Source organism: Rhizobium sp. 1399, from assembly GCF_031455475.1.
Lineage (GTDB): Bacteria > Pseudomonadota > Alphaproteobacteria > Rhizobiales > Rhizobiaceae > Rhizobium.
Genome location: NZ_JAVDSU010000007.1, coordinates 222,848 through 241,426 on the forward strand (window position 1 = coordinate 222,848; position 18,579 = coordinate 241,426).

The 18,579-nt window shown below is 59.5% G+C and carries 15 protein-coding genes and 1 tRNA gene; 9 read left to right on the forward strand and 7 right to left on the reverse strand.

The features are described from left to right. The first annotated feature begins 41 nt into the window (after positions 1 to 41). A complete protein-coding gene (locus J2X71_RS22640) occupies positions 42 to 1,256 on the forward strand; it encodes a ubiquinone biosynthesis hydroxylase (RefSeq protein ID WP_310385120.1) in 1,215 nt (404 codons plus the stop codon). 76 nt (positions 1,257 to 1,332) lie between these two features. On the opposite strand, the gene J2X71_RS22645 is transcribed toward J2X71_RS22640, so the two are convergent. The 4 genes from J2X71_RS22645 to J2X71_RS22660 form a co-directional block, all read right to left on the reverse strand. Further along, on the reverse strand, positions 1,333 to 1,521 hold the full coding sequence (locus J2X71_RS22645; protein WP_007814601.1) for a Trm112 family protein: 189 nt from the start codon (positions 1,519 to 1,521) through the stop codon (positions 1,333 to 1,335). Between the two features lie 8 nt (positions 1,522 to 1,529). Next, positions 1,530 to 2,201, reverse strand: coding sequence for an LON peptidase substrate-binding domain-containing protein (locus J2X71_RS22650; protein WP_007814604.1), 672 nt, complete (start codon positions 2,199 to 2,201; stop codon positions 1,530 to 1,532). A gap of 102 nt (positions 2,202 to 2,303) precedes the next feature. Continuing rightward, on the reverse strand, positions 2,304 to 3,275 hold the full coding sequence (trxA, locus tag J2X71_RS22655) for a thioredoxin (RefSeq protein ID WP_310385123.1): 972 nt from the start codon (positions 3,273 to 3,275) through the stop codon (positions 2,304 to 2,306). A gap of 57 nt (positions 3,276 to 3,332) precedes the next feature. After that, positions 3,333 to 3,842 (reverse strand): prolyl-tRNA synthetase associated domain-containing protein, encoded by a 510-nt coding sequence (locus J2X71_RS22660; protein ID WP_310385125.1) that lies wholly within the window; start codon positions 3,840 to 3,842, stop codon positions 3,333 to 3,335. 258 nt (positions 3,843 to 4,100) lie between these two features. Here J2X71_RS22660 and J2X71_RS22665 point away from each other — a divergent pair. The 4 genes from J2X71_RS22665 to J2X71_RS22680 all read left to right on the forward strand — a co-directional run bounded on the left by J2X71_RS22665 (position 4,101) and on the right by J2X71_RS22680 (position 9,266). Then, positions 4,101 to 4,175: transfer RNA gene (locus tag J2X71_RS22665), tRNA-Gly, on the forward strand. 451 nt (positions 4,176 to 4,626) lie between these two features. Further along, positions 4,627 to 5,298 (forward strand): CBS domain-containing protein, encoded by a 672-nt coding sequence (locus J2X71_RS22670; RefSeq protein ID WP_310385127.1) that lies wholly within the window; start codon positions 4,627 to 4,629, stop codon positions 5,296 to 5,298. Between the two features lie 87 nt (positions 5,299 to 5,385). Further along, entirely contained in the window at positions 5,386 to 7,848 is a 2,463-nt protein-coding gene (locus tag J2X71_RS22675) for a phosphoketolase (RefSeq protein WP_405049740.1), read from the forward strand. 98 nt (positions 7,849 to 7,946) lie between these two features. Beyond that, on the forward strand, positions 7,947 to 9,266 hold the full coding sequence (locus J2X71_RS22680) for a glucoamylase family protein (RefSeq protein WP_310385128.1): 1,320 nt from the start codon (positions 7,947 to 7,949) through the stop codon (positions 9,264 to 9,266). A 658-nt stretch (positions 9,267 to 9,924) separates the two neighbouring features. On the opposite strand, the gene J2X71_RS22685 is transcribed toward J2X71_RS22680, so the two are convergent. From J2X71_RS22685 to J2X71_RS22695, 3 genes are all read right to left on the reverse strand, one after another. After that, entirely contained in the window at positions 9,925 to 10,794 is an 870-nt protein-coding gene (locus J2X71_RS22685; protein WP_310385130.1) for an ABC transporter permease, read from the reverse strand. After that, a complete protein-coding gene (locus J2X71_RS22690) occupies positions 10,794 to 11,714 on the reverse strand; it encodes an ABC transporter permease (protein ID WP_113319798.1) in 921 nt (306 codons plus the stop codon). The genes J2X71_RS22685 and J2X71_RS22690 overlap by 1 nt, the downstream gene beginning before the upstream one ends. Positions 11,715 to 11,775: 61 nt before the next feature. After that, on the reverse strand, positions 11,776 to 13,326 hold the full coding sequence (locus J2X71_RS22695) for an ABC transporter substrate-binding protein (protein WP_310385134.1): 1,551 nt from the start codon (positions 13,324 to 13,326) through the stop codon (positions 11,776 to 11,778). 138 nt (positions 13,327 to 13,464) lie between these two features. On the opposite strand from J2X71_RS22695, the gene J2X71_RS22700 reads away from it, so the two are divergent. From J2X71_RS22700 to J2X71_RS22715, 4 genes are all read left to right on the forward strand, one after another. After that, positions 13,465 to 14,598 (forward strand): ROK family transcriptional regulator, encoded by a 1,134-nt coding sequence (locus J2X71_RS22700; RefSeq protein WP_310385136.1) that lies wholly within the window; start codon positions 13,465 to 13,467, stop codon positions 14,596 to 14,598. Positions 14,599 to 14,606: 8 nt separating this feature from the next. Continuing rightward, positions 14,607 to 16,049, forward strand: a complete 1,443-nt coding sequence (locus tag J2X71_RS22705) for a M81 family metallopeptidase (protein WP_310385138.1) — start codon at positions 14,607 to 14,609, stop codon at positions 16,047 to 16,049. Positions 16,050 to 16,256: 207 nt separating this feature from the next. Further along, positions 16,257 to 16,982 (forward strand): FadR/GntR family transcriptional regulator, encoded by a 726-nt coding sequence (locus J2X71_RS22710; RefSeq protein WP_310385140.1) that lies wholly within the window; start codon positions 16,257 to 16,259, stop codon positions 16,980 to 16,982. A 78-nt stretch (positions 16,983 to 17,060) separates the two neighbouring features. Beyond that, on the forward strand, positions 17,061 to 18,569 hold the full coding sequence (locus J2X71_RS22715) for an ABC transporter substrate-binding protein (protein WP_310385142.1): 1,509 nt from the start codon (positions 17,061 to 17,063) through the stop codon (positions 18,567 to 18,569). The last annotated feature ends 10 nt before the right edge of the window (positions 18,570 to 18,579 follow it).

The following is an 18,579-nucleotide window of genomic DNA, read 5'->3' on the forward strand; positions in this document are numbered from 1 at the left end:
TATAGATCGCATCTAGTCGTAAAAAGTAACAGGAGCGGACGATGCTGGACATGCTGGTTGCAGGTGGGGGTTATGTTGGCCTGTCTGTGGCCGTGGCGGTCAAGCAGGCCGCCCCGCATCTCAATATCGCCGTCGTCGAGGCAGCACCCGAGCATGCCTGGCAAAAGGATATGCGCGCCTCCGCCATCATCGCTGCGGCGACGAAGATGCTCGAAGTCTTCGGCATCTGGAACGAGATCGAGCCGGAGGCACAGCCGATCACCAAGATGATCGTGACCGATTCCAAGATGTCCGATCCTGTCCGCCCGATCTTCCTGACCTTCGACGGCGAAGTCGCCGATGGCCGGCCGTTTGCCCACATGATCCCAAATGTCGTTATGGTCGGCGCGCTGCGCGGCGCCTGCGAGCGGCTCGGCATCGAAATCCGCCATGGCTTGAGCGCCACCGGCCTGAAGACGGGTGATACCGATATCGAGATCAGCCTGTCCGACGGCAGCACGCTGCAATCGCGCCTGCTGGTTGCCTGCGATGGCGTGCGCTCCAGACTGCGCGATTTTGCAGGGATCAAGACTGTCACCTGGGATTACGGTCAGTCCGGCATCGTCACGACCGTCGAGCACGAGCGCCCGCACCACGGCTGCGCCGAAGAACATTTCCTGCCATCCGGCCCCTTCGCTATCCTGCCGCTGCGCAACAACCGCTCGTCACTAGTCTGGACCGAGCGAACGAATGACGCCAACCGTCTCGTTACCGCCGACGATCTGGTTTTCGAGGAGGAACTTGAACGCCGCTTCGGCCACAAGCTCGGCGCTCTCAAGGTGGTTGGCGACAAGCGCGCCTTCCCGCTCGGCCTCACACTCGCGCGCTCCTTCGTCGCGCCGCGCTTTGCGCTTGCCGGTGATGCCGCACATGGCATCCATCCGATTTCCGGCCAGGGCCTCAATCTCGGCTTCAAGGATGTGGCCGCCCTCGCCGAAACCATCGTGGACGCCGATCGCCTTGGGCTCGACATCGGCGCCATCAATATTCTGGAGCGCTACCAGAGCTGGCGCCGCTTCGATACCTTCCGCATGGGCGTCACGACAGATGTGTTGAACCGGCTGTTTTCCAATGACATGGCGCCGATCCGCATCGCCCGGGACTTTGGCCTCGGCATCGTCGATCGCCTGCCGGGCCTGAAATCCTTCTTCATCGGCCAGGCGGCTGGAACGACCGCCAGAGACAATCCGCGGCTGCTGTCGGGCGAAACGATCTGAATGAGAGCAATTCCAGCAAAAGTGTGCTGCGGTTTTGCGTCCGGAATTGCGTAAAAACAAAGGAACTCTTTAGAGCTCAGTCTTCGAGTGTGCGCGCTTCCGAAACGAGCATGATCGGAATGCCGTCCCTGATCGGATAGGCAAGACGCGCCTTTTCCGAGACCAACTCGTTGTGCTCTCGGTCATAGGAAAGCCGTCCCTTGGTAAGCGGGCAGACGAGAAGTTCGAGAAGTTTGGGATCGACCCGGCTCAGTTTTTCGTCCATCGCGCCCTCTACTGCAGCACGGTATCGGAATCGCCGAAAACGCGGGCAAGCACGATTTCGGTGATGGCGATCAGGGTTTCCGCCCTCGTCTTGAGATCGGGCGCTTCGAGGAGCGCCTGTTTTTCGGCCGGGCCGAAAGGCGACATCATCGCCAGCGAATTGACGAGGGTAAGGTTGCTCGCCCGCTCAACGCTCTCCCAGTCCGCCTCGAGCTTATTGGCATCAAGATAGGCCTTGAAAGCCGTCAGCAGCGCACTGCGGTCAACGGCATCTTCTTCGTTCTCGGCGGAGAGATCTGATATGAACGGCGCGATACGAAAGCTGCGGAATGGTTGGCCATGCGATCTCTCTTCCAGCAGCCGGAAGCGGCACACGCCCGTGAGCGAGACGATATAGCGCCCGTCACCGGTTTCGGCATAAGAGGTAATCCGGCCGAGGCAGCCGACAGCCGCAAGCTCAGGGGCATGCGTCTTGTCTTCATGCTCGCCATGTGCCGGCTGCACCATGCCGATCAGACGGTTTCCAGTCAGTGCGGCATCGAACATCGCAAGATAACGCGGTTCGAAGATATTGAGCGGCAGCTGCCCGGCAGGTAGAAGAAGCGCACCGGTCAAAGGAAAAACTGCAATCTCATCCGGTAGATCGCCGGGCTTCAGATATCTCGCATTGCCGACTTGCATGAAGACTAGTCCCGCGCTCTCTCGGCGCGCGCATCTGCGGCGCCCGTCCTCACGAGAAATGTGGTGTCCTTGCGTAAAAACGCAAGGGCGGATGCGGCAAACTCAGGAAAACAGGATCGATGAAAGCTTGCGGCGGGCCGAAACCGTCGCCGGATCCTTGAAGCCCCAAACCTCGAAGAACTGCAGAAGCTGGCGACGCGCACCATCATCATCGAAGGCGCGATCCTTGCGCATGATGGTGAGCAGGTGTTCGGCCGCCTCCTCGCGCTTGCCTTCGACATTGAGGATCTTGGCTAGTTTCAGGCGAGCTTCATGATGATCGGGGTTCAATGCCAGCTCGCGCTCCAGGGCGACGGGATCGCCGAGCTTGCGGGCTTCCTCGATCTGGTCGAGCTTCTTCAGGACCGCCTGGATGCCGGCATCCTTGCCAAGCTCTTCCGGCAGCTCGCTCAGCATCTGGCGGGCTTCACCGTGCTGGTCGGCTGCGATCAGGCATTCGGCCATGCCGGCAAGCGCCTTGGCATTTTCCGGATCGGCCTGCATGACCGCGCCATAAAGCTGACCCGCTTCGTTGATGTTGCCGGCAGCAAGCAGTTCGCCAGCCTGCGCCAGAGCACCTTCGATTTCGGCAGCCTGATCCGCACCCTCAGGACCTGCAAGACGATCGATGAACTGACGAACCTGGCTTTCCGGCACCGCGCCCATGAAGCCATCCGCCGGGCGGCCGTTGACGAATGCGATGACGGCTGGAATGGACTGGATGCCGAGCTGGCCGGCGATCGAGGGATGATCGTCAATGTTCATCTTGACGAGCTTGACGCGGCCTTGACCCTCATTGACAACCTTTTCCAGGACCGGCGTCAGCTGCTTGCACGGGCCACACCATGGCGCCCAGAAATCGACCAGCACCGGCTGGTTGCGTGATTCCTCGAGAACGTCCTTCGCGAAATTCGCCGTCGTCGTGTCCTTGATATAGCCGCCGCCCGCCGCAGGCTGAGGTACCGCGCCATAACTTGCCGTTGCCGACATCTGGTTGCCAAAGGAACCGTTATAAGGATTGTCGCTGCCGCTCATAGGTATCTCCCGCCGCGCCGATCTGCCGGCGTTCTCTGATAGCGCTAAAATCGTATGTCAGGACGTCACTTTCAAGACAAGCGGCTTATGCCCAGTCGCCTCCATGAATCGTATCAGATCGGCGCTGACGATCGAAGTCGTCGCATCGTTGGAAAGCGGATGGCAGTTGATGATCTCGTCATGCATCAGATCCGCATCGAGCACGAAGGTGACATTGTTGCCGGCATCGTTGATCGCGCCGAGTGCGGTGACAGCGCCCGGAATGACACCAAGATATTCCATTAGCTTCTCGGGTTTGCCGAAAGAGACGCGGCCGGAAGCGCCGATAAGAGTATGGACCTGCTTGAGGTCGACGGCGGCATTTTCTTCCACGGTCAGCAGGAAATAACGATCTTTCTTGTCCTTCACGAACAGGTTCTTGGTATGCCCGCCCGGGATCTCATCCCGCAGCGCCACCGATTCGGCCACCGTGAAGACCGGCGCATGGTCCTTGGTGCTGTGGACAATGCCAAGGCCGTCGAGAAAGGCGAGAAGATCCTGGCGAGTCTTGGGCTTGTTTTCGGTCATCGTCATTCCATCAGACAGGAGAAAGGCAGATTGGACTGTCTGCTTACGTCTGCCTCATGAGCTTGGCAATCTTCAGGACCGACGCTTTGCCCTGCATTCGCGGCGTTTCCGAAGCCGGTTTTCCACCGCTAGAACTTTTCTTCGTTTTTCCGTCATTTCCCTGTTGCATTTGAAAATCGTTTGGGCGATATAGCGCCCGTCGCCGCAAGGTGGCGCCCACGGTCCGCTACTTACTACCCCGGACCGGTGCGGATTTGAGCGGGTGTAGCTCAGGGGTAGAGCACAACCTTGCCAAGGTTGGGGTCGAGGGTTCGAATCCCTTCGCCCGCTCCAGTTTCCTTCTCATATCAATGAAGATGTTGGGTTCCATGTGTGGCCACGCTCTCAGGCCTCTTTTGACGTAGCCGATCGGCTACTTCACACCTTTGATGGGATACTGACGGTACCCGCGATCTCGCTAACAGCGTCCGCTTTCAGTCAGACTGATATCCTTCGGGTGCCTTCCTGCCCAACGCTCCGGCTGCACCACCACCGCAGATCGATCCTCATAAAACCATCGGTCACGGTTTCCTTCACAACTTTCGGCCCCGATTGATCCTACTCAATGCAAACGACGGCGGTATCTGGCTAGGTTTTTCCACACCTTGCGCAGGCGGACAGGGTCCGCGTCGTTCTGTCTCCTCACGACGCATGGTGAACGCTTGTTGCCGAACCCAATGATGGATTTAAATTAGCGACAGCTAACTGTAGTATCTTGAGAGGATATAGCCGGAGTTATATCGACATGCTGGTCAAAGATGTAATGACGACAAAGGTCGTCGGATTATCACCTGACCATAGCGTTCGGCATGCAGCCAAGCTGATGTCCGATCAGCACATAAGCGGCGCTCCTGTCGTTGACGACGGTGGGCGCTTGCTGGGCGTCATCAGCGAGGGCGATCTGATCCGCCGAACGGAACTGTCGAGTGGCGCATTCGTCCTGAAGGCGGACATGGGGGTTGGCGCCGATGATAGAGCGAACGCCTTCGTCAAGCGATGCGGCTGGAGAGTGGGTGACGTCATGACGCCCGATCCTGTAACAATTGACGAGGATGCCCCCCTTTCGCGTGTCGCCAGCCTCATGCAGGACCATGGCATCAAGCGCATTCCGGTTCTGCGGGACGGTAAACTGGTCGGCATCGTCAGCCGCGCCGACCTTCTGCAGGTAATCTACTCCGCAAAACCAGACGACACAGCAGCTGGAGACGAAGCCATTCGCCGCAGCATTCTCGTTCGGCTCGGTGAAAATACCGGCCTGGAAGGATTGGACGTGTCCGTCACGGTCGCTGACGGGATCGTGCATTTGTGGGGCAACGTCGAAACGGCGGCTTGCCGCAGGGCCGCGCGGATTCTGGCGGAGGGCGTCAACGGTGTCCACGGCGTGGTGGAGCATTTCCCGGAATCTCCTCCTCAATAGTGCCACAGCGCCGACATGAGACTGCCCCGGCCTTCATGAAAAAGGCCTCATGAGATTCAGCAATGTCATTTTGATTGGGAGACTCAGATGGTTTCGCCCGACACGGCAGTGATGAAAAAAACAGCCTCGGTAGCGTCGCATGGAAAAGCAACGCTCTCAGCCGAGGAACTCCGCCTGATGGATGCTTACTGGCGCGCATCGAACTATCTGTCAGTCGGGCAGATCTACCTGCTCGACAATCCCTTGCTCAAAAAACCCCTCGCACGCGCGCACATCAAGCCGCGGCTGCTCGGCCATTGGGGAACTTCGCCGGGCCTGAACATGCTCTATGTGCACCTTAACAGGGTAATCAAGCGCGACGATCTCAACATGATTTATGTAATCGGCCCCGGCCACGGTGGACCGTCGCTCGTTGCACATGCCTATCTGGAGGGAACCTACAGCGAATTCTACCCGAATATTGGCCAGGACGAGGAGGGCATGAAACGGCTTTTCAAGCAGTTCAGCTTTCCCGGCGGCATCCCGAGCCACGTCGCTCCCGAAACACCGGGGAGCATCCATGAAGGTGGCGAGCTCGGCTATGCACTCAGCCACGCCTATGGCGCAGCCTTCGACAATCCCGATCTGATCGTCGCCTGTGTCGTCGGTGACGGGGAAGCCGAAACCGGCCCCCTCGCCACGGGATGGCATGGCAACAAGTTTCTCAATCCCGCTCGCGACGGATGCGTTCTGCCGATCCTGCATCTCAATGGCTACAAGATCGCCAATCCCTGTTTCCTTGCCCGTATTCCCAGGGAGGAGTTGGAGAAGTTTTTCGAGGGCATGGGATATGCGCCTCTCTTCGTCGAAGGCCATGAGCCCGATCAGGTGCAGCAGCAGCTTGCCGGAGCCATGGACACCGCCGTCGCGACGATCAAGACGATCTGGGCGGAAGCGCGGGACAAGGGGAATGTTACCCGTCCGGCTTGGCCGATGATCGTCTTCCGCACACCGAAGGGCTGGACCTGCCCGTCGGAAATCGACGGCAAGAAATGCGAAGACTATTGGCGCTCGCACCAGGTTCCGATGGGCGATATGGACAAACCGGACCATATCAAGGTGCTTCAACACTGGATGAAGACCTACAGACCCGAAGAACTTTTCGACGGCGACGGAAGGCTGCGGGCTGAATTGGCTGCCCTGGCACCGACGGGACATCGCCGGATGAGCGACAATCCGCACGCAAACGGTGGTTTGTTATTACGCGATCTGAAGATGCCGGATTTCCGCGATTATGCCGTCTCGGTGCCCAAGCCCGGATCGGTGACCGCAGAATCCGCTCGCGTCATGGGCAAGTTCCTGCGCGACGTGATGAAGCTGAACCTTCGCAACAAGAACTTCCGGCTATTTAGCCCCGACGAGAACAATTCCAATCGTTGGCAGGACGTGCTGGAGGTCACCGATCGTTGCTATATGGCCGAGATCTATCCCGAGGACGACCACCTTTCCCCTAACGGCCGCATCATGGAGGTCTTAAGCGAGCATCAATGCCAGGGCTGGCTTGAAGGCTATCTGTTGACCGGGCGTCACGGCTTCTTCTCCTGCTACGAGGCGTTCATTCACATCATAGACTCGATGTTCAATCAGCACGCCAAGTGGCTGAAAGTGTGTAACCACATTTCCTGGCGGCGACCGATCGCCTCGCTGAACTACTTCCTGAGTTCGCATGTCTGGAGGCAGGATCACAATGGGTTTTCTCATCAGGATCCGGGCTTCATCGACCATGTGATCAACAAGAAGGCGGAGGTTATCCGGGTCTATCTTCCGCCGGACGCCAATACACTTCTATCCGTTACCGACCACTGTCTGCGCAGCCGCAACTATGTGAATGTGGTTGTGGCCGGCAAGCAGCCCGCGCCCCAATGGCTGACTATGGATGAGGCCATCAAACACTGTGCCGAAGGCCTCGGCATCTGGGAATGGGCCAGCAATGACCGAGGCTCGGAACCGGATGTGGTCATGGCCTGCTGTGGCGATGTGCCGACTCTGGAAACGCTCGCTGCCGTCCAGCTGATCCGAGAACACCTCCCCCAATTGAAGGTGCGGGTCATCAATATAGTCAATCTGATGAAGCTGCAGCCCTCAAGCGAACATCCCCATGGGCTTTCGGACCCTGACTTCGATGCGCTTTTCACAAAGGACAAGCCGATCATCTTCGCGTTCCACGGATATCCCTGGTTGATTCACCGGCTGACTTATCGACGGACCAACCATAAGAATCTGCATGTTCGAGGGTACAAGGAGGAAGGAACAACCACGACACCGTTCGACATGGTCGTTCTGAACCAGCTCGATCGCTTTCATCTCGTAGAAGACGTGATCGATCGGCTGCCGCAACTTGGCGCGCGCGCGGCCTACTTCAAGCAGGCGATCCGCGGCAGGCTGATCGAGCATCGCCAATATATCGAAGCGCACGGTGATGACATGCCGCAGATCAGCGGCTGGACATGGGGCGTCAAGAGTGCGGAGAAAGCGAAGGCTGCGACCTCCACAGAGGGAGACAATGCCTAGGCTACGCGTTGCGCGCAAACGATCATGCCGGCAGGCGTCCTATCGAGGCCGCCTCCAGATGCTCGACGAAACCATCTGATCTCCTCGGTTAACCTATCATGTCGGAGTTACTGTCCACCGATCCCGAACTGAACCGAATGCCGACGGAGGAGGATCTCGGTCGTCTTCAGTTCACGACATTGCTCTACTATCTGCATTGCACGAATCCGGATAACGGATTGGTTCGGGACAAGACACAGGCCGGCGCACCGGCAAGTATTGCTGCCGTCGGCATGGCGCTTGCCACCATTCCTGTCGTCGTGGAGCGCGGCATCGTCATTCGCGAGTTTGCCGCCAAGATCGCCCGGCGTCGACTGGAATTCCTGATGTCCTGCCACCAGGGACCGGAACCTGACGCGTCCGGCTACAAGGGCTTCTTCTACCATTTCCTGGACATTGAGACAGGACGACGGGTTTGGCAGTGCGAGTTGTCAACCATCGACTCGGCCTTCCTGTTCGCAGGTGCTTTGACCGTCGCGGCCTATTTTGACGCAGACACCGAAGACGAGGCAAAGGTTCGCGCACTCGCCAAATCGCTCTATGAGCGCGTGGACTGGAATTGGGCGCGTGACAACGGGGCTACCCTCACCCATGGCTGGCGGCCGGAAAACGGATTTATTCCCTATCGGTGGCGCGGCTATGACGAAGGTCTGCTTCTTTACATTCTCGGACTCGGCTCGCCCAGCCACCCGCTGCCGCCCGAGAGTTACAGGGCCTATACGGAGAGCTACGAATGGCGAAACATCTTTGGTCGCGAACTGCTCTATTCCGGCCCGCTCTTTACGCATCAGCTTTCGCATATGTGGATCGATTTTCGCGAAATTCGCGACACGTTCATGCGCGAGCATGACAGCGACTACTTCCGGAACAGCCGACACGCCACTTTCGTTCAGCAGGAATATGCAATCCGCAATCCGCTGAACTTCGAAGGCTACGGCGAACATTGCTGGGGTTTTACAGCAAGTGATGGACCCGGGTGGACAAAGCGAAACGTGGACGGCATCGACAGGGAATTCTTCGACTACGCTGCGCGTGGCGCACCCTATGGACCGGATGACGGAACCGTATCTCCGTGGGTCGTGGTCGCCTCGCTGCCATTCGCTCCGGAAATCGTTGTCCCAACCGTGCGAAACTTTGCTCGAATGCAGCTTGGCATGACGCGCCTCTATGGATTCAGACCATCGTTCAATCAGACATATACGATGGAAGACAAGGATGAAGGATGGTGGGTCAGCCCCTACCATTTCGGCATCGACCAAGGGCCTGTCGTCCTGATGATCGAGAATTACCGAACCGCCTTGCTGTGGAATATCATGCGTAACTGCGAGCCGATCGTAATCGGATTGAGACGAGCGGGATTTTCAGGCGGCTGGTTGTGACGGCGCTCGCGAGCTCAGCTGTTCAACCTCCGCCACCGGCTCTGATCCGATGGCTCGATGAAGGACGAGTCGATCATGAACAAGGTATCGCCCAGCCCCTGGAATAGTCACTCCTTCCGATTTTGGTCGATCCACTTCCAAGAGCCGTCCGAACGATATTCGAGAACGGCATCATAGGCTGCGCGTGGATCACCCGGTTCGGCGAAGTTGACGCACGCAATCCCTCGTTCCGCCAGGAGCCCGACGATGTCGGGCAGAAGTTCGTGGCCGAAGACGGCATCGGCCTTCTCAGCAGAATATAGGATGGAGCTGTGATAATCGCGCTTGCAAGTGCAACGAGCCTTTGTTCGCGTGGTGACAGCAAAGTGGACCAGTCTTGCTCGCTGTCTAGGTCGCCGGGTGTGAGAGGATGCGCCAAGCCCAACTTTTTCAACAGAGCGAGGATTTTTTCATCTGTTTTCTCCATCGAGCGATTTTGCAATGCCAGGATCTGGCGCAGGGTTCCTGGGCCGGGCGACGGAGAATGATGCGCGAACGGATGAGCACAGCCTTCTCCGTGGCGATGGTGATACATCGCAGGCAGGGCTCCAAACGAGGCTCGACTCCTGGACAATCGGTCCTGCTTACCGCGCAACACATTGCGCATTGCGTTTATTTGCTATTTTCGCGGATCGAGTAGATCGCGCAGGCCATCGCCGAGAATGTTGAAGCCGAGCACGGTGACCATGATCGCGAGACCCGGAAAGAGCGACATGTAGATGTTGAGACCGAGATAGTTGCGGCCGTCGCTCATCATCGCACCCCATTCTGGTAGCGGCGGCTGCGCGCCGAGGCCGAGGAATGACAGGCTTGCGGCCGACAGGATGACGGTGCCTGCCGTCAGCGTCGACTGCACGATGATCGGGCCGATCGCGTTGCGCAGGATGTAATGCGTCATGATTCGATGGCGCGACACGCCGAGCGAGATCGCCGCCTCCACATAATCCATCGCCTTGAGGCCGAGCGTCAGGTTGCGGCTGAGCCGCGCGTAGACTGGGACCGAGAAGATCGCGATGGCGATCAGCAGGTTGACGAGACTGGTGCCGAGCACGCTGACGATCAGGATCGCGAGTACGATGCCCGGAAAGGCGAAGAGAATATCCATGCACCACATGATTGCCTGGTCGACATAGCGCCCCGTCATGCCCGAGACAATGCCAAGCGGCACGCCGACCATGATGGCAAGCCCGACGCTGAGAATGACCTCCAGCAGCGAAATGCGAGCGCCGTAGAGCACGCGGGCGAAAATGTCCCGGCCGTTATCGTCGGTGCCGAAGGGATGTTCCCAGGATGGTTCCAGCATGGTCGAAAGCAGATCCTGCGAATAAGGATCGGCCGAGGTGATGAGTGGCGCAAAGATCGCCATCAGCACAATGATGCCGATAAACCCGCCGCCGATGGTGATGCCCTTATGCGTCGCAAGCCAGCGCAAGGCGCGGCGCAAGCCGCTGTTGCCGGTCGAAACCTTTTCCGCTTCGCTCATTGCCATCAGTCGAACCTTATCTTCGGGTTGAGCGCGGCGATCGCCATTTCCGCCAGGAAATTCATGACGACGACACCCGTGACAGCGACGAGCGTCACACCCTGGATGACCGGATAGTCGCGATAGCGCACCGAATCGACGAGCAAGCGGCCGATGCCAGGCCAGTTGAAGACCGATTCGGTGACGACGGCGCCGCCGATCAGACTGCCGAAATTCAGCCCCACGATAGTGACGATCGGGATCAGCGCGTTTCGCAGCGCATGGCTCCAGTAGATCGAGCTGGGTGCCACACCCTTGGCTCGCGCCGTGCGGATATAATCCTGTGCCAGCACTTCGATCATGCTGGAGCGCGTCATGCGGGCGATGACAGCCATCGGCAGCACCGCGAGTGTGATCGACGGCAGGATGAAGCTCTTCCACGAGGTGGCGCCAAGAAGCGGCAACCAACCGAGGCTGACGGAGAACGTGTTCATCGCCATCAGCGCCAGCCAGAAATTGGCAATGGAAGCGCCGGCGATGGCAAGCAACATCACGGCCTGGTCCGGCCAGCCATGCCGGTAGATCGCGCCGATCATGCCGGCCGGCACGCCGATCGCAATCGCCAGCAGATAGGCGGTGATAGCAAGACCCAGCGTAAAGGGCATCCTCTCGGCGATTTCATCGACGACAGGCAGCTTCGACTTGAGGGACATGCCGAGATCGCCCCTGACGGCGCCATAGGCGAACGAACCATATTGTTCGGCAATGCTGCGATCGAGCCCCAGGCGGGCGCGCATATTATCGACCGCCTCCTGCGTGGCTTCGGGGCCGGCCATCATGCGGGCCGGATCGCCGGGAAGCGCGCGGATGGCGATGAAGATGAGCAGCGACACGCCGATCAGGATCAGCGGCAATGCGAGCAGCTTCTTGAGAATATAGGCTTTCATCGGACCGTCATTGTCAGTGAAGCAGGCGGACGGCGCATTGCGCGGCCCGCCCGGTTACGCATCAGTCCTTGGTGGCTTCCTTGACCACGACCTGGCCTCCCGGGATGACCCAGGCGCCCTTCACATTGTTGCGGGCGGCATAGAGATCCTGCGTCGTATAGAGGAGAACGTGCGGTGCCTGCTCGTTGACCTCCTTTTGGGCATCGACATAGATCGCATTGCGCGCCGTCTCGTCCAGCGTCGAGGCTGCCTTGTCGATCAACTCATCGAGCTTCGGATCGTTGAAGAAGCCGAGATTGGCGCTGGCAGGCGAAGCACTTGCCGAATAATAGAGCGGACGGAACTGTAGGTCGGCGCCATTGACGCCCGAAGACCACGACGCGATCACCGAACCCGTATTGGCAGCCGCCTTGCCAGCCGGATCGGCAAAGGCCGCCTTCGCCCAGACGCCGCTTTCCATGCGCTGCACGTCAAGCTTCACGCCGGCCTTCGCCCACATGGCCTGCAGCAGTTCGCCGATGCGTCCCTCGGGCTCCTGCACGATGGTTGTCATCGAGAAGCCATCGGGATAGCCGGCATCGGCGAGCAGCTTCTTCGCCTTGTCGACGTCATAGGTGTAGGGCGCAAGCGTCTTGTCATAGCCGGGTGTGACCGGCGCCAACGGCGAATTTGCCGGCATAGCATTGCCCTGCATGATCGCCTTGACGAGACCGTCGCGGTCGGTCGCATAGTTCAGAGCCTGGCGCACGCGCGCATCGTCGAGCGGCTTCAGCTTGGTGTTGAGAGATACCCAGAACACGGCCGAACCGTCTGATTTGTTGACCTTCATGTCCGGATTTGCTGCGAGCTGCTTGGCAAAGGCCGCCGGCAGCGGGTTGACGATATCGGCATCACCCGTCTGCAGCGCCATGTTCATGACCGACGGCTCGGCCGTCCAGGTCCATTTGATCTCGTCGGCACCCTTCGGCGCGCCTCCCCACCAGTCGGTGTTCTTCGTTTCCAGCACATATTCGCCGGACTTGTATTCCTGCAGCTTATAGGGGCCGGTGCCGACGGCCTTGCTGCCGATCGTGCCGGCAGCATCCGCGGACGGGCTGACCATGAGGCAGGCGCCTGTGGTCAGCAGCGCTAGGAAGGCCGGGTAAGGCTTTTTGAGCTTGAATTGCACGGTCGAGGAATCGATGGCCGTAACGCTGTCGATAAAGGTGCGCAGACGACCGCTAGCGGCAAGGCCGCGCTTGGTGTCGAGATGGCGGGCGAAATTCTTCGCCACGGCATCTGCATCGAACGGCGTGCCGTCATGAAATTTCACGCCCGGGCGCAGCTTGAAGGTCCAGACGATGCCGGCGGCATCGCTCGACCATTCCATAGCGAGCGCCGGCTGCAGGCTCAAATCCTTGGCGCGGGAAAGCAGGCCCTCATACATCGGGTCCAGAACCGCGGCTGTAAACGTCGCCGTCTGATCACCCGGATCCATCGAGCGCGGCGCTTCTGTCTGCATGACCGTCAGCGTGGAAGCGAAGGCCGAAAACGGCGCAAACAGCGCTCCGGCAACAGCGCAGCTCAATGCGAAATGGCGAGTACTGATAAATCTCTTGCGAATGATTTCCATTGGTTCACCCTCTTGTTGATTCTTGAAACCGGCTCTCAGGTCGGCTTTGATCAATTTTGTAATTTATTTGGGTTGATTGGTTCATTTTGTAAACTTATTGTCAAGGCAAAATAGCACGTCGGCAGATCGGGAATTTGTATGTTCAATTCGTCGCAGCGCGAGCTCCTGCGGGTCATAAGCGAGTCGGGCCCTTTAAGCCGGACCGATCTTGCTTCCGCGATCGGGCTCAGCAAAGCGGCGATGAGCGGCATTGCCCGCGAGCTTATCGATCGCGGCGTGCTGCACGAGACGGAGACCATCTACGGCCAGGGCCGGCCCTCCGTGCTGCTCGACCTGAAACCCGAATGCGCCTTCTTCATTGGCATCTCGCTTCTTGAAGATCCCGCTCCGATGATCCTCAGCGATCTCAACGGCAATATCATCGCCCGTCAGCAGTTGCCCCATTCCCGTGATCCCAAGGTCATCGCCAATGCCATCGCCTACGGCCTGCCGGAAATCCTGAAGGGCCACCCGCAGGCAAGCTCGAAGCTTGCCGGCATCGGCGTGGCGCTGTCCGGTTTCGTCGATGAAAGGCAGGCAACCTGCGTGCAGTCCACCCTGCTTGGCTGGCAAGATGTGCCGCTTGCCGAAATCATCCGCCACGCAAGCGGCGTCGATACCTTCATCGAAAACGACGCCAAGGCCGTCGCCGTCAGCGAGAAACTGTTCGGTATTGCCCGCGACACGCCGAATTTCTCGGTCGTTTCGCTGGGAGACGGCATCGGCTGTGCCCATTTCATCGACGGCAAGCTCTATCGCGGCAATCATGGCGGTGCGGGCGAAATCGCCCATGCGACGATCGAGCCCGGCGGTGCACCCTGCCGTTGCGGCAAACGCGGTTGCCTGGATACGATCGCCTCCATGAAAGCGATTAAGGAGATGGCCAGAGCCGCCGGCCTGAAATGCACCTCGCTGTCGGAACTGGAAGAGGAAGCATCGCACGGCACGGCCGAAGCGATTTCCATCATCCACAAGGCCGGCGCGGCTCTTGGCCTGGCGATCTCGCATCTGATTCAGATGAACGATCCGGGCATGATCCTCGTCACCCATGTCGAAGGTTCCTTCGAAGGCTTGTTCGGCACGGTCGTGCAGCAGGCGATCGAAGCCAATGTTCTTCCGCGTTATGCCGGCCAGACGCCGATCCGCACCCGTCGCGTCGATAGTGACGTCTGGGCGCGGGGCGCCGCCAGCATCGCCGCCCATAATTTCCTGATTGGTCCCAATTTAAGCTGAGGTTTCCCATGCGCATCGCCGTCGGTGGCATTCACATCGAATGCAGCACATACAATCCCGTCCTGAACGAGGAGAAGGATTTCCGGGTGGTGCGCGGCGAGGGACTGTTGGCAGCCCCCTATTTCGCCTTCCTTGGGGACTACGACGCCGAATTCCTGCCGACGATCCATGCTCGTGCCATTGCCGGCGGCCCGGTCGCGCGCCACACCTATGAGGCCTTCAAGACTGAGTTCCTGGAACGCTTGAAGCCCCTGCTGCCGCTCGACGGCCTCTATCTCGCCATGCACGGCGCCATGTATGTCGAGGGCATGGAGGATGCAGAAGGCGACTGGATCAGTTCTGCTCGCGCGCTTGTTGGCGATCACTGCACGGTTTCGGCCAGTTATGACCTGCATGGCAACGTCACCCAGCGCATCCTCGATGCGCTCGATATGTATTCCACCTATCGCACTGCGCCGCATATCGATGTCGAGGAGACCATGCGACGCTCGGTCTCCATGCTGGTGAAAAGCCTGAAGACCGGCGTGAAGCCCACCTTGCTCTGGGCGCCGATCCCCGCCGTCCTGCCGGGCGAACGCACCAGCACCGTCGATGAACCGGCAAAGAGCCTTTACGCCGAACTGCCCGGCATCGACGCGCTAGACGGCGTCTGGGATGCTTCGCTGATGGTCGGCTACGTCTGGGCTGACGAACCCCGCGCCACCGCTGCCGCCATCATGACCGGCACCGACCGCGCGGTGCTGGAGCGCGAGGCAAAGCGCCTGGCAAAGGCCTATTGGGACGTCCGTGAGGAATTCGTGTTCGGCTGCGAGACCGGCTCGATCGAGGAATGCGTCGCCAAGGCCATCGCTAGTCCCACCGGCCCCGTCGTGCTTGCCGAATCCGGTGACAACCCGACTGGCGGCGGCGTGGGCGACCGAGCCGACGTATTGGCCGAACTGATTGCGAAGGGCGCCACCGGTGTCGTCTTCGCCGGCATCGCCGATAAGGCGGCCACCGAGACCTGCTATGCTGTGGGCGTCGGTGCCGCTCTGGAGCTGACGGTCGGCGCCTCGCTCGATACCAAGGGCAGCAAGCCGGTGACGGGACGCTTCATGGTGAAGTTCCTGCACGAGACCGCTGACGCGGCCGACCGCCAGGCCGTTGTCTCGATCGATGGCATCGATCTGGTGCTCTCCGCCAAGCGCCGCCCCTATCACAACATCGCCGATTTTACCCGCCTCGGTCTTGATCCGCGCACGGCAAAGATCGTCGTCGTCAAGTCGGGTTATCTCTCGCCGGAACTCGCACCGATCGCCAATCCCAATCTCATGGCGCTCTCGGCCGGCGTCGTCGACCAGTTCGTCGAGCGCCTGCCGCGCCTGCGCAAAGAGCACCCGACCTATCCTTTCGACAAGGATTTCAGCTTCGAGCCGCAGGCTTTCCTTTCTGCGCGCTCCGCGAACCGCTGAGGCTTGAAAGACGAACCAATTGATTTTTGGTACCGCACGCTTGCCTGGCGTGCGGTTCTCGTCAAAACGTGCGCCTGCCTTTGGATCTGCCGCAAATCCATGCCATTCGACCAATAAACGGGCAGATATTTATTTGCACAAAAAAGCGCTTGACGATCTGCCGGATTTGGTTTGCATTGAACCAATATTAAATTGGTTCAGTCAATCATGGACGAAACGCAAGGCAATTCGAACTATGCGCTGGAGAAGCTGAGAGCTCTCCTCCAGTCGGATAGTCTCGATGCCGATGGCAAGCTGCCAACCGAGCGTACGCTCTCCGAAATCCTTGGCGTCAGTCGCCGCTCCATCCGGCGCGCGCTGGAAGTGCTGGAAGCCGAAGGCCGCATCTGGCGCCGGCAAGGCTCCGGCACCTTTGCTGGCAAGCGGCCGGACGGTTGGAGCAACCATGTCGATTCCATCATCGCCGACACCGATCTCATGGAAATCATGGAAGTGCGCCTGCGCGTCGAACCGCAGCTTGCACAGCTTGCGGCCATGCGCGCCAAGGCCGCCGACGTCGAGCGCATGTATGATCTGGTGAAAAAGATCTACGAAAGCACGGATGCCGACGGCCGCGAACTCTGGGATGGCGCGCTGCATCGCCAGATCGCCCAATGCGCCGGCAATACATTCTTCCTGACGATCTTCGACGTCATCAACCGAGTGCGCCAGGACGAAGCCTGGCAGACGATCCGCGAGCGCGCCCGCAGCGCCAGCCGCACGCGCGAAGTCACCCATGGCCAGCACACAGCCATCGTCGATGCTATCGCCGCCCGCGATCCGGGAAAAGCCGGCGAGGCCATGCGCCAGCATCTGCTGACGCTGCAGGAAAGCCTCATCCGCATCACCTCTCTCGACCACAGCGAAACGGAGGTCGAGAAGGAATCTACCTGAGCGGGGAAAAGCACGGCGGAGATAACCGCCGGCTCGACACGACAAACGTGAAACAAAAACATAACAGAGGAGAATGAAATGAAATTCGCCAGATTGCTGACCACAGCCACAGCGGCAGCGCTCTTTGCGCTTCCCGCTTTCGCGGTCGAACTGAAGATCGGCCTGCAGGACGATGCAGACGTGCTTGATCCCGCGCAGTCGCGCACCTTCGTCGGCCGCATCGTCTATACCGCAATGTGCGACAAGCTCGTCGACGTCTCGCCCGACCTGAAGATCGTGCCGCAGCTTGCGACGGAATGGAACTGGTCGGCCGACGGCAAGGCGCTCACCATGAAGCTTCGCCAGGGCGTGAAGTTCCAGGACGAAACGCCCTTCAATGCTGAAGCCGTCGTCACCACCATCGAGCGCAACATGACCCTGCCGGAATCGCGTCGCAAGAGCGAGCTGAGCTCCGTCCAGAAGGTCGAGGCGACGGGCGAGTATGAAGTCAAGTTCACGCTGAAGAGCCCCGACGTCACCCTGCTGGCCCAACTTTCCGACCGCGCGGGCATGATCGTCTCGCCGAAGGCCGCAAAGGAACTCGGCGCGAAGTTCGGCGACCATCCCGTCTGCGCAGGCCCCTTCAAATTCGTCGAACGCGTCCAGCAGGACCGTATCGTGCTCGAAAAGTTCCAGGACTACTGGAACAAGGACAATGTCTTCATCGACAAGCTTACCTATCTGCCGATCCCGGATTCGACCGTACGCCTCGCCAACCTGCGCTCCGGCGATCTCGACATGATCGAACGCCTGGCCGCAACCGACGCCGAGACGGTCAAGAGCGATCCGAACCTCGTCTACAAGGATGTCGTCAATACCGGTTGGCTCGGCATCTATGCCAATGTCGGCAATGGTGCGCGCGCCGACAACCCGCTGGGCAAGGACAAGCGTCTGCGCCAGGCCTTCTCGCTGGCAATCGACCGAGATGCTGCCATGCAGATCGTCTTCGAAGGCACCGGCGTTGCCGGCAACCAGCCCTTCCCGCCGAGCAGTCCGTGGTTCGACAAGGATGTCCCGGTTCAGGCTCGCGACGTCGAAAAGGCAAAGGCCCTCGTCAAGGCTGCAGGCTTCGACCGCGTGTCGGTCGAAATGCAGGTTCCGAACAGCCCGGTCACGATGCAGATGATGCAGATCATCCAGTCCATGGTTGCCGAAGCCGGTTTCGATGTCAGCCTGAAAGCGACGGAATTTGCGACCCTGCTCAATGAGCAGACCGCCGGCAACTACCAGCTCAGCCGCTCCGACTGGTCCGGCCGCGTCGATCCTGACGGCAATATCCAGCAGTTCGTCACCTGCGGCGCCGGCCTGAACGACAGCAAATATTGCAATGCTGACGTCGACAAGCTGCTGAACGAGGCTCGCCAGTCCCCTGACGATTCCGTGCGCAAGCAGAAATATGATGCTGCGACCGCAATCCTCAATGACGATTTGCCGATCATCTTCCTTGGCCACCAGTCGTGGATCTGGGCGCTGCACAAGAACATCACCGGCTTCGTTGCTTCGCCCGACGGCATGATCCGCCTCGTCGGCGTGAAGAAGGAAGGCTGATAGCCACACG

Excerpts from the sequence above, each read along its gene's own strand:
- J2X71_RS22640 (WP_310385120.1), top strand. The coding sequence starts at position 42 with ATGCTGGACATGCTGGTTGCAGGTGGGGGTTATGTTGGCCTGTCTGTG.
- J2X71_RS22645 (WP_007814601.1), bottom strand. The coding sequence starts at position 1,521 with ATGGACGAAAAACTGAGCCGGGTCGATCCCAAACTTCTCGAACTTCTC.
- J2X71_RS22650 (WP_007814604.1), bottom strand. The coding sequence starts at position 2,201 with ATGCAAGTCGGCAATGCGAGATATCTGAAGCCCGGCGATCTACCGGAT.
- trxA (WP_310385123.1), bottom strand. The coding sequence starts at position 3,275 with ATGAGCGGCAGCGACAATCCTTATAACGGTTCCTTTGGCAACCAGATG.
- J2X71_RS22660 (WP_310385125.1), bottom strand. The coding sequence starts at position 3,842 with ATGACCGAAAACAAGCCCAAGACTCGCCAGGATCTTCTCGCCTTTCTC.
- J2X71_RS22670 (WP_310385127.1), top strand. The coding sequence starts at position 4,627 with ATGCTGGTCAAAGATGTAATGACGACAAAGGTCGTCGGATTATCACCT.
- J2X71_RS22675 (WP_405049740.1), top strand. The coding sequence starts at position 5,386 with ATGGTTTCGCCCGACACGGCAGTGATGAAAAAAACAGCCTCGGTAGCG.
- J2X71_RS22680 (WP_310385128.1), top strand. The coding sequence starts at position 7,947 with ATGTCGGAGTTACTGTCCACCGATCCCGAACTGAACCGAATGCCGACG.
- J2X71_RS22685 (WP_310385130.1), bottom strand. The coding sequence starts at position 10,794 with ATGGCAATGAGCGAAGCGGAAAAGGTTTCGACCGGCAACAGCGGCTTG.
- J2X71_RS22690 (WP_113319798.1), bottom strand. The coding sequence starts at position 11,714 with ATGAAAGCCTATATTCTCAAGAAGCTGCTCGCATTGCCGCTGATCCTG.
- J2X71_RS22695 (WP_310385134.1), bottom strand. The coding sequence starts at position 13,326 with ATGGAAATCATTCGCAAGAGATTTATCAGTACTCGCCATTTCGCATTG.
- J2X71_RS22700 (WP_310385136.1), top strand. The coding sequence starts at position 13,465 with ATGTTCAATTCGTCGCAGCGCGAGCTCCTGCGGGTCATAAGCGAGTCG.
- J2X71_RS22705 (WP_310385138.1), top strand. The coding sequence starts at position 14,607 with ATGCGCATCGCCGTCGGTGGCATTCACATCGAATGCAGCACATACAAT.
- J2X71_RS22710 (WP_310385140.1), top strand. The coding sequence starts at position 16,257 with ATGGACGAAACGCAAGGCAATTCGAACTATGCGCTGGAGAAGCTGAGA.
- J2X71_RS22715 (WP_310385142.1), top strand. The coding sequence starts at position 17,061 with ATGAAATTCGCCAGATTGCTGACCACAGCCACAGCGGCAGCGCTCTTT.